Annotated in this window: 15 protein-coding genes and 1 tRNA gene; 5 read left to right on the top strand and 11 right to left on the bottom strand. The window is 62.0% G+C overall.

The annotated features are described in order from the left end of the window. Positions 1-96 precede the first annotated feature (96 nt). Both KFF05_04790 and KFF05_04785 read left to right on the top strand, forming a co-directional pair. Positions 97-171 (top strand) — tRNA-Thr (locus KFF05_04790). 336 nt (positions 172-507) lie between these two features. Continuing rightward, entirely contained in the window at positions 508-855 is a 348-nt protein-coding gene (locus KFF05_04785) for a winged helix-turn-helix transcriptional regulator (protein ID UTW52684.1), read from the top strand. Positions 856-919: 64 nt separating this feature from the next. Here KFF05_04785 and KFF05_04780 read toward each other — a convergent pair whose 3' ends face one another. From KFF05_04780 to KFF05_04770, 3 genes are all read right to left on the bottom strand, one after another. After that, on the bottom strand, positions 920-1,990 hold the full coding sequence (locus KFF05_04780) for a c-type cytochrome (protein UTW52683.1): 1,071 nt from the start codon (positions 1,988-1,990) through the stop codon (positions 920-922). Then, positions 1,974-3,299, bottom strand: a complete 1,326-nt coding sequence (gene soxC, locus KFF05_04775) for a sulfite dehydrogenase (GenBank protein UTW52682.1) — start codon at positions 3,297-3,299, stop codon at positions 1,974-1,976. Before soxC ends, KFF05_04780 begins: the two co-directional genes overlap by 17 nt. Before the next feature lie 130 nt (positions 3,300-3,429). Continuing rightward, positions 3,430-4,026 (bottom strand): thioredoxin family protein, encoded by a 597-nt coding sequence (locus tag KFF05_04770; protein UTW53588.1) that lies wholly within the window; start codon positions 4,024-4,026, stop codon positions 3,430-3,432. A gap of 150 nt (positions 4,027-4,176) precedes the next feature. Here KFF05_04770 and KFF05_04765 point away from each other — a divergent pair, with 150 nt between their 5' ends. Further along, positions 4,177-4,908, top strand: coding sequence for a hypothetical protein (locus tag KFF05_04765; protein UTW52681.1), 732 nt, complete (start codon positions 4,177-4,179; stop codon positions 4,906-4,908). Positions 4,909-4,926: 18 nt separating this feature from the next. Here the strand turns inward: KFF05_04765 and KFF05_04760 are convergent, their stop codons facing one another. From KFF05_04760 to KFF05_04730, 7 genes are all read right to left on the bottom strand, one after another. Then, positions 4,927-5,664: a cytochrome c biogenesis protein CcdA gene (locus KFF05_04760; GenBank protein ID UTW52680.1), complete on the bottom strand. Its 738-nt coding sequence runs from the start codon at positions 5,662-5,664 to the stop codon at positions 4,927-4,929. 41 nt (positions 5,665-5,705) lie between these two features. Continuing rightward, complete coding sequence (gene soxB, locus KFF05_04755) at positions 5,706-7,394, bottom strand: thiosulfohydrolase SoxB (protein UTW52679.1); 1,689 nt, start codon at positions 7,392-7,394, stop codon at positions 5,706-5,708. Positions 7,395-7,504: 110 nt separating this feature from the next. After that, complete coding sequence (gene soxA, locus KFF05_04750; protein UTW52678.1) at positions 7,505-8,317, bottom strand: sulfur oxidation c-type cytochrome SoxA; 813 nt, start codon at positions 8,315-8,317, stop codon at positions 7,505-7,507. A 48-nt stretch (positions 8,318-8,365) separates the two neighbouring features. After that, positions 8,366-8,692, bottom strand: coding sequence for a thiosulfate oxidation carrier complex protein SoxZ (gene soxZ, locus KFF05_04745; GenBank protein ID UTW52677.1), 327 nt, complete (start codon positions 8,690-8,692; stop codon positions 8,366-8,368). Between the two features lie 21 nt (positions 8,693-8,713). Next, positions 8,714-9,184, bottom strand: coding sequence for a thiosulfate oxidation carrier protein SoxY (gene soxY / locus KFF05_04740; GenBank protein ID UTW52676.1), 471 nt, complete (start codon positions 9,182-9,184; stop codon positions 8,714-8,716). Positions 9,185-9,243: 59 nt separating this feature from the next. Continuing rightward, positions 9,244-9,717: a sulfur oxidation c-type cytochrome SoxX gene (gene soxX, locus KFF05_04735; GenBank protein UTW52675.1), complete on the bottom strand. Its 474-nt coding sequence runs from the start codon at positions 9,715-9,717 to the stop codon at positions 9,244-9,246. 227 nt (positions 9,718-9,944) lie between these two features. Further along, positions 9,945-10,304 (bottom strand): thioredoxin fold domain-containing protein, encoded by a 360-nt coding sequence (locus tag KFF05_04730; GenBank protein ID UTW53587.1) that lies wholly within the window; start codon positions 10,302-10,304, stop codon positions 9,945-9,947. A 123-nt stretch (positions 10,305-10,427) separates the two neighbouring features. Here KFF05_04730 and KFF05_04725 point away from each other — a divergent pair, with 123 nt between their 5' ends. Together KFF05_04725 and KFF05_04720 are read left to right on the top strand one after the other, a co-directional pair. After that, the gene (locus tag KFF05_04725) at positions 10,428-11,696 is read left to right on the top strand and encodes an FAD-dependent oxidoreductase (GenBank protein UTW52674.1); all 1,269 of its coding nucleotides are present in this window, start codon (positions 10,428-10,430) and stop codon (positions 11,694-11,696) included. 118 nt (positions 11,697-11,814) lie between these two features. Further along, positions 11,815-12,276, top strand: coding sequence for a DsrE family protein (locus KFF05_04720; GenBank protein UTW52673.1), 462 nt, complete (start codon positions 11,815-11,817; stop codon positions 12,274-12,276). 93 nt (positions 12,277-12,369) lie between these two features. Here the strand turns inward: KFF05_04720 and KFF05_04715 are convergent, their stop codons facing one another. After that, on the bottom strand, positions 12,370-13,902 hold the full coding sequence (locus tag KFF05_04715) for a fused MFS/spermidine synthase (protein ID UTW52672.1): 1,533 nt from the start codon (positions 13,900-13,902) through the stop codon (positions 12,370-12,372). Positions 13,903-13,936: the final 34 nt, after the last annotated feature.

Genomic DNA, 13,936 nt, shown 5'->3' with positions numbered 1-13,936 from the left:
GAACAGGGTCTTTGCCGCCCATGAAATAAAGGGCTCAGGGACACTTGTCATTGGGGAAACCCTATACTATTGTCCGCCCCTCTTCACCTCCCGGATGCCGCCGTAGCTCAGGGGTAGAGCACTCCCTTGGTAAGGGAGAGGTCGAGTGTTCAATTCACTCCGGCGGCACCATTTCTCAGATTCCCCAAATAATTCCATTAAGACCGTGTCGGCCCCGTATCGGTGGCTGCCACTTTCCCGTTGTGCGATATATTCGATTAAATTAAATTGTCTTCGTAAGCTGTAGTTTAATCCGTATTTCCAAATTGATGCCGTAGGTCATTTTACTGGCTGGCGGGCAGGGTTATTGAGAACCGTTGTCAGTTGGCGTAAACTTGGCCAATCGTCGGTGGGGAGATCGGCAGCGTTTTAGAATTCAAGGCCTGGCCGGAAGGCCGAAGCCGAAAAAAGGTCCAGGGAGGAATGCCCGCCGTGTTGCGGCGGCAAACCTGGAGAGATCGGACTCGCATGAAAGAAGAAGACGTACTTGAAGGCGCCAAGGAAGCGGCACAGTTTCTGAAGGCGCTGGCCAATGAAAACCGCCTGCTCATCCTCTGCATGCTGGGCGACGGCGAAAAATCAGTCACCGAACTGGAGCAGGCGCTTGATCTGCGTCAGCCGACCTTGTCACAGCAGTTGGCGCGGCTGCGCGCCGACGACCTTGTTGCGACCCGGCGCGAGGGCAAAACGATCTATTACAGCCTGGCCAGCAACGAAGCGGGCAAGACGCTGGAACTTATGTACGGCCTATTCTGTTCGGATGAAGCCATGGAGCGCCGCCGCCTGATCAAGGCTGCATCCCGCTCCGCCGCCTGACGGACCATTCCCGATTAAGATGAAGCCCCCGAGCGGCGGACCGCCCGGGGGTTTTCCATGCGGATTATTCGCCGCCGGCGGCCTTCATGAAGGCCAGCAGGTCTTCGACATCCTGTTCCTTGCGCAGGCCTGGGAAGGCCATGCGGGTGCGGCCCTTGTCAGCACCGATCCGGTCCTTCACGAAGTCCTTGGGGTCCGCGACGAAAGCCTTGAGGGCGTCGTCGGTCCATTTCAGGCCTTTGTCGTTGGCCGCCTGAAACGCCTTGGAATACTTGAAGCCGTCGACGGAACCCGCCGTGCGGCCCAGAATGCCCTTCAACGACGGGCCCATCTTGTTCGCCGCACTGTCGATGACATGGCAGGCGGCGCATTTGCGGAACACCTTCTTGCCGGCATCAGGATCGCCCGCAGGTTGGGCAGATGCCGCGACCTGCGTCGCTTCCGTTTTCGCCGCCGGCGCGGCTGCGGCCATGGCCGCCACACCGCCCTTATCCGGCGTCACATCGATGACCTTGGCGCGGCCGATGACTTTCACCTCGGGCTTGCAGTCCTTCATGCACAGAGCCGCCACCTTGACGGTCTGGCCGTCGGGGCGCGGGTCGTCAAAGAAGTTCTTGGCGTTGGGCATCTCGATCTTGCCGATGTTGGAGGCATCGAGCACGAACGATGAGTCAACCACGTCGTTCATGTTGAGCAGAAACGCGGTCAGGGCATAAACCTCGTCATTGGTCAGAGTCTGGGCTTCACCGAAAGGCATGGCCCGCTTGATGTAATCGAAAATGGTCGAGGCATAGGGCCAGTAGCTGCCCACGGTCTTTTCCGGACGGTCGTCCTTCATCGTGCCATGGCCGCCGACCAACACCGGGTAGCGACCCCGCGCTTCGCCGAAATCGCCGTGACAGGCGGCGCATTTTTCGATGTAGACCTTTTCGCCCTGGGGCGCCGTGCCCGATCCCGGAGGAGCCCCCAGCCCGTCGGGACGAACGTCGATGTCCCAGGCCTGGATCTGTTCCGGGGTCGCGGGGGCGCCCAATTGGGGAAACTTGCGGTCGGCCGCATGGCCCGGGACCGTCGACAGGGCGAGAAGCCCGGCCGTTGCGACGGTGGTGAGGGTAAGGTTACGCCAAGCGGACATTTTCCACCTCCCCGGTCGGATTGATGCGCCACGTCTGGATGGCGTTGTTGTGGTAGATGGAATTCACCCCGCGCACGGCCTGAAGCGCCGCCATTTCCGGCTGCACATAACCGGTTTCGTCGATGGCGCGGCTTTGCAGGTAGGCCGGGTTCCCGTCCCACGACCAACCGTCGAGGTAAAAGCGGGTCAGGCATTTCGGCAGGATCGGGTCTTCCAAACGTGCCTGATGCCAGTTGCGACCGCCGTCCACGGTGACGTCGACACGGGCGATCTTGCCACGTCCCGACCAGGCGATGCCCTTGATGACCTGCGGGCCCTTCTGCTTGCACGGCAGTTCGGGACACGGGCTGGTAATCACCGACTTGGCGTCCATTTCCCAGGTAAACCGCCGCGCCCGGCCGTCGGGCATGAGGTCGGTGTACTTCGACGTTTCCTCGCGGGCCATCCAGGCGCCGTCACCGACTTCGATGCGGCGCAACCATTTCACCCACATGTTGCCTTCAAACCCGGGCACCACAAGGCGGATGGGATAACCCTGTTCGGCGCGCAGGCGCTCGCCATTCATGGAATAGACGACCATGCAGTCGTCCAAGGCCTTGTCCAGCGGCAGGGAGCGGTTCATCCCCGCCGAATCCCCGCCTTCGACCAGCAGCCATTTGGCCTTGGGCTTGATGCCGGCTTCTTCCAGCAGAGTGCGCAGCGGCACGCCCGTGTATTGCACGCAATGAACCATGCCATGGGTGAATTGCACGCCGTTCAACTGCGCGCCGCGCCATTCCATACCGCCGTTGGCGGCGCACTCCAGAAAATAGAACCGGCTTTGCGGCGGGAAACGCTTGAGATCCTGATAGGTAAAGACCAGGGGCCGGTCGACCATGCCGTGGATCATCAGGCGGTAGTCGTCGGGGATGACCTCGGCGACGCCGCCGTGGTGGCGTTCGAAACACAATCCATTCGGTGTGACCATGCCGTCCAGGGCGTAAAGCGGCGTGAAGTTGATGGAACTTTCCGGGGTCGCGGTCAGCCAGTCGACATAACGGCGAATGACGGTCTTTTCGAACTTGGAAGGCATGCCGTAAGGCGCAACATCGACGCCCGGCCCCAGGACCTTCGACCAATCGGCCACATTCGGCGGCAGGTTGGCCGGGTCGGCCAACGCGCGGCTGGGCGTCATCAGGCCCGCGGCAGCGGCCCCGCCGGCGGCCCCAAGCCCGGCCAGAAGCGCCCTGCGGCGGCCGGTATCGGTCGGCTGATCGATGGATGGGATTTGGATGTTCCCCGGCTTTGCCGGCGGTTTGGTCTTGTTCATTAATGCGCGCTCCAAGAATTATGGGGCGGCCCCGCCCGAATGGCGGCGTCACCTGCTCAATGATGGAATTCACATTATATATTTTATGAATATGTTGTCCAGGGCGAGGCGGTGAAAAACTTTGGGAAAATCACCAATTTTCCGGCGATTTCCCGGCGCTTTTCAGGACGTTGATCTTTTTCCGCACATAGGGCCCGAACTTACCGTTCAGATAGGCCTGTTCCTGGACGAACTGGTACATGGACATAAAGTGGAACGGTTTCATGTAACCGGGCATGCGGGCGATCTCGGCCTTCTTGCCCGACACCCCCGCCGGCAATTTGTCGAGCGTAGGAAAAAAGATGGTGGTCGGTGTGAAACGCACGCCCCATTTCTCGGCCAGTTTCTTTTCCGACAACTCCTCGCCGTCGAAATCGGTCACCATGCGCGAGCCGATGATGTTGATCTGCAGGATGTTGAAATTGGCGCGCACGAAATCGCTGATGTCCTTGCGGGCGAAATTGACCTCGTGCATTTCCCGGCAATAGGGACAGCCTTCGAGAGAAAAGATGACGGCGAACCGCTTGCCCGCCTGGGCCGCTTCTTCCAGGTCTTCCTTCAGGATCATGAAGGAATTGAGGAACCAGGGCTCGGTCATCAGGCCGTCGGCGCCGATGGTCGCGGCGGCGGCCGGACGCGCCCCACCCAAGGTCAGACAGGTCAGGGCCAAGGCGCCGATAACGCCCATGGTCCATCCGTTGAAACGTCGCCGGGTAGTCACTGATCGGATGTCCTCTTGTCTTGATGCCAAGGCGGCACCTCACATTCGTTTTGTTGAATGCATATTGACCGCATGGGCCGTGGTCTGGCAAGACGCTATAGGAAGGAAACCATAACCGTGATTTCAAGAATAAGTTTTATCGTCGCGGCGTTCTGCCTGTTGCTGGCCGCGCCCAGGCCGGCCCTGGCGGCGGATGCCGGGGAATTCGATTCCCTGATCGACGAAGCCCAAGGCGGCTACCGCGCCGCGCTGTTCTATGCCCGCACCGGCAACGCAGCCCTGGCCGGGATCGAACTGCGCCAGGCCCAAGCCGTGTGGGATGAGATTTTCGCCAAATACGGCACCACTCCGCCCCCGCCCTATGCCAAGGACAGCCGGTTCGCGGACGATCTGAAGAACATCACAGCCCGCATTTCCAAAGGCGCCGATCTGCTGGATGAGGAAAAGGGCAAGGAAGCCCGCCAGGAACTGGCCCCCGTGCGCGACCTGATCTATGGGTTGCGGGACCGGGCCGGGCGCAAGGGCTATTCCGAATGCGTCACCGACCTGAACCGGCACATGGATTTTCTGTTTAAATGGCGCCACGACCGGCCGGACTTCACGGTTCCCGGGACCGCCGACACCGTCATGCAGGCCGCTCTGAAATACCGCGACATCCTGCGCACCTGCCGCGCCATGGCCCCCGCCCACTACCAAAAAGCCGCCGACTTCAAACGCATTTACGACGGCGCCGACGCCTCAATCTCGTCGATGCCGGCAGCGGTCGAAAGGAAGGACCCGCTCGGCGTGGTCAACATCCTGCGCGAACTGCGGTCCTTCGACCGTATTCTGTTCTTCAAGCTGGGGTAAGCGGCCGGGCGATGGCGGCTAGCCGATCTTGCCCAGGCTGGGGAAGGTGTTGAGAAGCCAGTTGGCGATTTCCGACACACTGCCCGTCAGGAACAGCACCCCGGTCACCACCAGGAACAGGCCCATGGCCTTTTCCACCATGCCCATATGGCGACGGAAGCGTTTCATGAAACCCAGGAACGGCCCGACCGCAAAGGCGGCCGCCAGGAACGGCAGGCCGATGCCCGCCGAATAGATGGCCAGCAACGATGCCCCCGACCACGGCCCGTCACCGCCCGCAGCAACCATCAAAATCGCCGCCAGAACGGGTCCGACACAGGGCGTCCAGCCGAAGGCGAAGGCAAGCCCCACCAGATAGGCGCCGACCACGCCCATGGGTTTCTTGGGGCCTTCGAACCTGGCGTCGCGCTGCAGGAAACCAAGGCGGAACACCCCCAGAAACTGCAGCCCCAGAAGGATGATGATTCCGCCCGCGATCTTGGAAAAGGTCGCGTGATACTCGGCGATCAGTTGGCCGACGGCAGACGCCGTCGCCCCCATGCCGACGAACACGGTCGAGAACCCCAGAACGAAAGCCAGCGCGGTCCAACGCACGCGGGCCAGCGCCGCGCGGTCGGCCCCCGCCCCCTGGGCCTCCAGAGCCTGGAACGTGGTCCCGGCCAGGAAACACAGATAAGGCGGCACCAGCGGCAACACGCAGGGCGACAGGAAACTCAGCAATCCCGCCAGAAAGGCGCCACCGTAGGAAACGTCCATGGCCGTCGTTCAATCCTTGTTGGTCATCCGTCTGCCGCTGGTCAGGCGCCGACGACCTTGACCGTCTGGTTGTCGGGCACCTTGACGACCTTCTGGTTCTGAATGTAGCCCGCGACCAGATCGTAGGCAGGCGGGCCTTCCGTGCCTTCGTTGACCGAGGCCCAGCCGGCGACCACGTACTTTTTCGACGGATCAATGGCCGTGGCGGTTTTCAGCGAGGTCATGTTGGAAATGCGCGAGCCGATCTTCTTGTTGATGTCGATGGTGTAGGACATGCCGCCAACGCGCACCATGTCGCCACCCTGCTGATAATAGGGATCGGCATTGAACAGGTTGTCGGCGACATCTTCCAGGATCGTCTTCAAGAACTCGCCCGTCATCTCCGTGCGATAGACATTGGGATAGGTGATGGACGTGTGGTGATGCACGTCATCGACCGTGATCGCCTGTCCCGGCAGCAACGAAGCCCCCCAGCGGAAGCCCGGGGACAACGCGATTTCCGCGTCCCGTTCGGCCAACAACGCCTGACAGATGACGTCGTCGAAGGTGCCGTTGAAATTGCCGCGGCGGTACAGAAGGTCTTCCGTATGGCCCAGTTCGCGGCTGATTTCCGCCATGTGAGGTTCGCGGATCTTCTGCACCAACGCCGCCATGTCCTTGTCCGGATCGATGACGTCGGAGAACACGGGGATCAGACGGAAATTGTAATCCGTCACCTTCTTGCCCTCGACCTTGAGGTCCAGGCGCGACAGGAACTTGCCGTGGCTGCCCGAGGCGATCAACAGGGTATTGCCGACCTTCACCGGCGCCGGCAGGGCATCGTGGGTATGACCGGTCAGGATCACGTCGATGCCGGTCACGCGGGATGCCAGCTTGCGGTCCACGTCGAAACCGTTGTGGGACAGCAGAACGATCAGGTCCGCCCCCGCCGCCTGGGCGTCGGCGACCCGTTTTTTCATGTTGTCCTCGTTAATGCCGAAGGACCAATTGGGCATGAGGTACCGCGGGTTGGCGATCGGCGTATAGGGGAAGGCTTGGCCGATCACGGCGACTTTCACCCCGCCCTTATCGAAATACTTGATCGCCTCGAACACGTCTTCCTGCCATTCCGTGTCGCGCACGTTGGACGCCAGGAACGGGAAATTCAGGCTGTCCTGCAGTTCCTTCACCCGATCCACGCCATAGGTGAATTCCCAATGCGCGGTCATCGCGTCGATGCCCAGTGCGTTCTGCACGTCGACCATGTCGGCGCCGCCGGTCTTCAACGACGTATAGGAGCCCTGCCAGGTATCGCCGCCGTCCAGCAACAGGGTGTTATCGGGGCGTTCAGCGCGGATCGCCTTGACCAGGGTCGCCATGCGGTCGACCCCGCCGACCTTGCCGTAGGACTTGGCCATCGAGGTGAAGTCCTGATCGGTCAGGGCATAGGCTTCCGGCGTGCCGGGCCCGATGCCGTACTTGTGCAGGAAATCCTTGCCCGTGATGTGCGGCGGCAGGCCACGGACCTCGCCGACGCCCAGGTTGACGGTCGGCTCGCGAAAATAGATGGGGACGAGCTGCGCGTGCATGTCGGTGAAATGCAGCAAAGTAACTTGGCCAAGGCTGTCGAACTGCAACAGGTCCTGTTGCATGACCTTCTGCTTGGCCATGGCCGACCGGAAGTTCAGCGCCGTTGCGGGCAGGGCCGCCGTCGCGGCGGCCAGATGAAAGAATTCACGCCGACTTAACACGTTCGTCTCCGCTTACTGATGTTCAGATAGGGGTCGAAAATCGATTAAAGAAAAAAAACGCCCGGAGGATCGGGGGACACCGTTCCTCCGGACGTTGAACCTGCGTGATATCAGTTACGCACGGCGGGCGTTTCGACCGGCAAACCCCGGCCCCGCCACATGACGTAAAGTTCGAGTGCCAGATACTCATCGCTGCCATAACCATAGGCAGACGAGCGCACCTGCTTGTTACAGCCGCGGAAACGACGGTGCAGCGAGCCGACGCCGTTCCATTTCAGGCGATACACGGGGAACCCGTTGCCCTGCCCTTCGCTGAGGACGTTGGCGCGCAGCTGGGCGCCGGGGAAGTCCTCGTGGCAGTGCTTGCAGGCCATGTCGAGCTGGCCGCGGCGCTGGTTGTAGAACTCCTCACCCTTCTTGAAGAAGGGGGCGGCTTCGCCGTCGACCTTGACGTTCATGGGCATGCCCAGGGACTGATGGCGCACGAACACGGTCATGCCCAGGAGTTCCTTGGATTCGTACTTCCACTCCTTGGCCTTCATGTTGTCCGTGCGGCAGCGGTTGATGCGCTGCTCCAGGTTTTCCAGATTCTTCTTCTCGGCCACATACTTCGGATAGCTGACGGCAACACCCTTCATACTTTCCGGGCCCTTGTGGCAGGACGCGCAGGACTTGCCCGCCTCTCCGTCAACCTTGTTCCACAGTTCCTCGCCGATTTCGGCCCAGAGCATACCGGGGTTCTGGAAGTTGTCGTCCTGCATGGCGCGCGTTTCCGGCGCCGCGTAGGTATAGCCGGACCGCCGGTCCTCGACCTGATAGGCCCCCCAGTTCTTTTTCTCGTCGGCAACGGCATTCGCCGCCACGCCGGCGGTCAAGGCAAGCGCCAGACCGAAGAGCGCGTATCTGCTTAGATTGATTCCCATTACTCGGATCCCTTTCTCCGCGCTCCTGACATTGTTGTTATTGATGCGTCAGGAGACCGTGATCTTTGCCTTCTTCGTGTATTCGGCGCCGCCGTCTTCAATCCATTTGAATTCGAACTCACCGCTTTCCTCGGCGCGGAAATGGAACGCCAGGTAGGGGTTGGCCGAAACCGCCGGATGCCAGTCCGAGGCGAACACCGTCGCGCCGTTGAACTTGCATTCGAATCGATTGATGATCTTGCGTGGAATCTTGTTGCCGTCCTTGCCCTTGCGCTGGCCGGTTTCCATCTTGTGCTCAATCAGAGACTTGATCTCCACGACCTCGCCCTTTTTGGCCGATTTCGGGATTCGCACGCGCGGTTTAACGTCTGACATTTTCTTTCTCCGATGCTCTGATCAGCCGCCGCAGCCGCCGATGGTGACCTTGACCTGCTGCTTGGCCATATAGACCTTGCCGTTGCTCATTTCCGCGACCACGACCACGTTCTGCGTGCCCGCCATGCGCATGCGGGTGGACGCCCGCGCGATGCCGGACTGCGGCGTGAAGTGGAAGCTGGCCACGCTCGGCGTCGGATTGCCTTCGGCGAACAGATGGACGTTCTTCACGTAGTCGTCCTTGGTCATCGGGCTTTCGACCTCGAAAGCGACGGGAACGGTATTGCCGTTCTCGGCGATCTGCGGCAGATCGAGCTTGATCTTTCCTTCTTCCGGCGTGCCCTTGACCAGTTTCTTGATGGCTTCGTCGACCGCCGCGGCATCGGCATGCGCGCCCGGGGCCAGAAGCCCCGCGGCCATCAGGGTCAGCGCAAAGGCGGACGCGCCCTTGAGTGCCTGCCGCCGCGAGAGGGTGAGTTGCGTTTCAGTCATTTTTCTTCAGTCCTTGTTACAGAAAACCAAGATATCGGCGCCGTGCCGCCAAGCGCGGCCTATTCCTTAAGGGTCGCCAGATAGGCGAGCAGATCTTCGATCTGCTGTGCTTCCAGGATCGACTTGCCGGCAAATTTCTTGAGCACCCGGTGGAACCCCTCGGACTTATAGAAGGAGGGCATGATGGTTTCCGGGTTCACTGCCTTGGGATCAACCAAACGCAGACGCAGCTCGGCCACGGAATAGCGCGAGGCGACGCCATCAAGGGGCGGGCCGACTTCGCCGTGGAACGGCTGTTCCTTCATGGCTTCCAGCTTGTGGCAGGCCAGGCAGTTGCCGAGCTTGCGGTTCGAGAAGATCCCTTTGCCCTTGGCCGCATCGCCGGGTTGTTTGGTCAGCGGGTCTTTCATTTCGGTCATGGCCGCGACTTCGACCGTGCCCGCAGATACCGGCTGGGCACAGACCGCCGCCAGTGACAGAACCGCGCCACCGACCACCGCCGCCACGAATGGTGTCGTATATTTCTTGGACATACCTGTTCCCCAACGTTGTCGCCGGTTCAGGGGGCGGTTTTGCGCCGCCCCGATCACGGCTGTTAGCTTTCTACGGGCGTTTTCGCCTTCTTCATCGGCAATCATATTCATAAAAAAATATATGTATCAAGTTTGAATACCGCCCGCCCTCTATAAATACCAAAAATCGGCCGGCGGTCACGCTTCACCTGAGAGATGGCGGGAATCTGCGATTTCCAACCCTACCCTCAACCAGGACAGGGATGACGCAGCTTCTTCAGGTCGCGGTCGAGCAGGCTCCAGAAAAAATCCTCGCCCGGATAGCCGGTCAGGCGGCTGACTTCCTCGCCGTCCTCAATCAACACGAAGGTCGGCGTGAAGACGATGCCCTTGATATGGGCGAGATCGTCCGGCCGCGGGTCGTCGATGTCGATACGGCGCAACGGCGCGCATTTGGACTCGGCCGTGTTTGGATAGGCGGGTCCGATCTCTTTGTGGAACCGTTCGCACCACTCGCAGGTGTCGCTTTCGAACAACACCAGTTCCGCCGCCGCGGCCTTCGAGCCCGCAAACAGACCCGCCAACAGCAACGTCGCCAGAACGCCCAGGACGACGGATTTGACAATCGGGGCGCGCGCGCCATCGGGTGAGGTGCTTTTCATGGGCCGGGATTAGAGCCATGATGCAGGGCCCGGCGTCAAGCCGAGGTGAGCATTGAAAGGACATCCTCCATGACTCCCGGCTGGTCCCGGCGCACCGTCCTCGGCCTGATCGCCACAGCCCCAACGCTGGCCCTGCCCGGGATTGCGCGGGCCAAGGGCGGGCGCGTCGTGGTCGTCGGCGGCGGGTTCGGCGGCAGCGCCGCCGCCCGAACGATCAAGCGGTTGGCGCCAGGGATCGATGTCACCCTGGTCGCGCGGGATACGACCTTTGTCTGCTGTCCAGGGAGCAACACCGTGATCAGCGGGTTCGGTCGCATCGAGGACCAGACAGTCGGCTATGACGCCCTGGCCAAGGACGGCGTGACAATCATCACCGGCCGGGCCGATGCCGTGGATACGGACGCGCGGACTCTGCGCCTCGCCGACGGCTCGGTTCTGCCATACGACAAACTGGTGCTGTCGCCCGGCATCGGATTTTTTTGGGATGAGGTCGAGGGCGTTTCCGCTGCCACGGCGGGCCGGATTCCTCATGCCTGGCAGGCGGGTGAGCAGACGGTCCTATTGCGCCGCCAGCTTGAGGCCATGCCCGACGGCGGTGTGTTCGCCCTGGTCGCCCCTGTCGGGCCGTTGCGCTGCCCGCCCGCGGTCGGCGAGCGGGTCAGTCTGGTCGCCCATTACTTCAAGACCGCCAAACCGAAATCCAAGATCATCGTATTCGACGCCAAATCCAAGTTCGCCCTGCAGCCCCTGTTCGAGGAAGCTTGGGCCGCGCTTTATCCCGGCATGATCGATTACCGGCTGGCGGAAAGCGACGGCATCGTCCGCGCCATCGACCCGGAAACGCGCACCGTGGCCACGGACTTCGACGACGTACCCGCCGATGTGATCAACTTCATCCCCCGCCAACGTGCCGGCGACATCGCGTTGGCCGCCGGTGCCGCCGATGAAACGGGCTGGTGCCCGGTCGATCCGGCGACTTTCGCCTCAACCCGTGTTCCCCATGTCCATGTCATCGGCGACGCCGCCTTCGCCCCACCCTTGCCAAAGGCCGCCGCCGCCGCAGTCAGCGTCGCGGAGACCTGCGCTCAGGCGATCGTTCGCGACCTGACCCAGGCCGACATGGCCGCTCCCCAGTGGCACGCGGGCTGTTATTCCCTGGCCGCCCCCGGCCACGGGTTCGAGGCCAGCACCGATTTCCACCTGGAAAACGGGCATGTCGTCGTCGACGGAAAGACCATGCAGCGCACGCCCGGGGGGGCCTCGGCCGAGGACCTACAAGCCGGCGCCGATAAGGCGGAGCTTTGGCTGCGCGGCATCATGGGTCGCGTTTGGGGCTGACGCAGCACGCGCTCAAACACATAAGATTTATTGAATATGTTTGAAAGGTGTGGAATCCTATCATTGTCGATGCCCAGAATAGGGTTGCGCCTTAAACTACAAAAACATGGAGGAAATAATGAAGGTACTCACCAGTATGTTGACGGCGCTTGCCGTCTTTGGGGTCGTTCTCGTCGGGCTCACCAAGGCTGAAGCCGCCGATCCTTACGGCAAGCAGAAGGTCGTCTATCACATCAACTATGAAGGCGGCGAAGCAGACAAGAAATACCGCGGCGCCCTGCGCAACATTCAGAACCACATCAACGCGGTCGGCGCGGAAAACATGGACATCAAGGTCGTCCTGCACGGCAACGGTTTGGGCGTGCTGAAGAACGCCAAGTCCAACGACAAGCTGAAGGGTCAGGTCGTCAGCCTGAAATCGCAGAACGTCAAATTCAACGTCTGCAACAACACGCTGAAGGGCCGCAAGATCAACTACGAGACCGACCTTCTGGAAGTCTTCCCGGAAGACATCGTCCCGTCGGGCGTGGCCGAACTCTCCCATCTGCAGCAGATGGGCTACACCTATATCAAGCCGTAACCAACATTCTTCCTGAAGACTCTCCCTCCCCCAAGACCTGAGCGGGGGCCGCAGAAAAAGCTGTGGCCCCCTTTTTTAGGTCTCTTGGGGTGGTCAAATGTCGGGCGCGCGCAACAACCGTGACAACAACCGTTCAACCGGCGCGTGGTCGTCGGTCAGCACGGGAGGGTCGACCGCCGCAAGCCGGCGGTCCAGGTCGTTTTCAGGCCAACGCGCCCAGGCCCGCGCCAAGCCGCGCAGGGAAGCGATGCGCGTTTCCCGGGTTGGCCGCGCCGAGGCAAGAACGATGAAGGTCACACGCCCGGTCTCGTCCATTTCATCCAGGGTCTTCCAAACCTCGACGGCGGGAAAGTCCAAGCGCAGCGTCTTGACCAGGGCGAACAGAAATCGCGGATCGCTGCCCAAATCGACCACGTTGACCGCATAGAACCCGCCTTCGCTCAGGCGTGCCGCCAATTCACCATGGAATTCCCGGGTCACCAGATGGGCCGGCACGGCGATATCGTGAAAGGCATCGCCGAACACCACGTCAAAGCGTTCCGCCGGGTCCAGCCGGTTGAGCGCTTGGCGCGCGTCCTGATGCAGAATGTGCAGGTTGGGATCGGTCGGGTTGAGCCACATTTGCTCCGCCGCCGCCTGTGTCACCGCCGGGTCCAATTCGGCCACCGTCATCTTCATGTCCGGGTGCAGGCGAGTCCAGGCGCGCGGCAGGGTATAGCCGCCGCCGCCGATGAAATAGGCCCGCGTCGCGCGGTGCCCGGCCAGGCGCAGATCCGCGATCTCGTCCACGAAATGAACATAGGGGCTGTACAGCAACGTCGGGTCGTCGCGGTCGTTGATGGAATGGACCAGATGGTCGAGCACCATCAGGCGGCTGGGCCGCCCGCTCATCGCGGAGAAGTCGTCGAAGCGGATGCAGAAATAGTCGCTTTCCACCTGACAGGGCGAGCGGTAGGCCGCGAGCGCGTTGCCCCAGGCCGCGAGCCCGCCCCCCGGCAGCACAAGCAGCGCCAGAACCGCCGCCCAGCGCCGCGACCACAGGCCGAAGGCCGCGGCCAGGGTGGCATACAGCACGGCGACGGCGATCACCGTCCCCGTCGCCCCGACCCAGGAAATGAACAGATATCCGGCGGCCAGGGTGCCGAAGATGCTGCCGCCGGCGCCGGCCGCGAACATGCGGCCCAGCACCCGCCCCGCCTGGTCCGGTTCCGCATCGATGGCCAGCTTGGTCGCCAGGGGCGAGACGATGCCGACGAACAGGGACGGCAGCAGGAACAGAACCGCCGTCAGCACGACCACCGCCGTGACGGCGCCCAACCCGCCCGACAACAACGGCCCCGAGACGAGACGCAGCAGCGGCAGCGACGCCAGGGTGGTGACGGCGGCGGCGGCCAGGGCCAGGGCCGTGCGGCGCACGCCCTCGGCCCGCCCGACGTCCGGCCCGGCCAGACGCCCGCCCAGCCAATGCCCGATCGAAAGCCCGGCCAGAACGATGGCGATGATCGCGGTCCAGGTGTATAGCGACATGCCCACATAGGGGGCGATCAGGCGCGCGGCCACGATTTCCAGGACCAGGGCCCCGGCGGCGGTCAGAAACACGGCGGCGGTAAAGGCGAAGGCGGTCATGGACGTCCCCTGGATCGGCCTGCCGAACCTGAAA

Source organism: bacterium SCSIO 12827, from assembly GCA_024397995.1.
Lineage (GTDB): Bacteria > Pseudomonadota > Alphaproteobacteria > Rhodospirillales > Casp-alpha2 > UBA1479.
Note: the sequence above shows the minus strand (reverse complement) of the source record. Positions and strands in the feature narration are given on the sequence as shown.

Coding starts and splice junctions, on each gene's coding strand:
- KFF05_04785 (UTW52684.1), top strand. CDS start 508: ATGAAAGAAGAAGACGTACTTGAAGGCGCCAAGGAAGCGGCACAGTTT.
- KFF05_04760 (UTW52680.1), bottom strand. CDS start 5,664: ATGGACGTTTCCTACGGTGGCGCCTTTCTGGCGGGATTGCTGAGTTTC.
- soxX (UTW52675.1), bottom strand. CDS start 9,717: ATGTCCAAGAAATATACGACACCATTCGTGGCGGCGGTGGTCGGTGGC.
- KFF05_04725 (UTW52674.1), top strand. CDS start 10,428: ATGACTCCCGGCTGGTCCCGGCGCACCGTCCTCGGCCTGATCGCCACA.
- soxC (UTW52682.1), bottom strand. CDS start 3,299: ATGAACAAGACCAAACCGCCGGCAAAGCCGGGGAACATCCAAATCCCA.
- KFF05_04770 (UTW53588.1), bottom strand. CDS start 4,026: ATGGGCGTTATCGGCGCCTTGGCCCTGACCTGTCTGACCTTGGGTGGG.
- KFF05_04780 (UTW52683.1), bottom strand. CDS start 1,990: ATGTCCGCTTGGCGTAACCTTACCCTCACCACCGTCGCAACGGCCGGG.
- soxZ (UTW52677.1), bottom strand. CDS start 8,692: ATGTCAGACGTTAAACCGCGCGTGCGAATCCCGAAATCGGCCAAAAAG.
- KFF05_04715 (UTW52672.1), bottom strand. CDS start 13,902: ATGACCGCCTTCGCCTTTACCGCCGCCGTGTTTCTGACCGCCGCCGGG.
- soxA (UTW52678.1), bottom strand. CDS start 8,317: ATGGGAATCAATCTAAGCAGATACGCGCTCTTCGGTCTGGCGCTTGCC.
- KFF05_04720 (UTW52673.1), top strand. CDS start 11,815: ATGAAGGTACTCACCAGTATGTTGACGGCGCTTGCCGTCTTTGGGGTC.
- soxY (UTW52676.1), bottom strand. CDS start 9,184: ATGACTGAAACGCAACTCACCCTCTCGCGGCGGCAGGCACTCAAGGGC.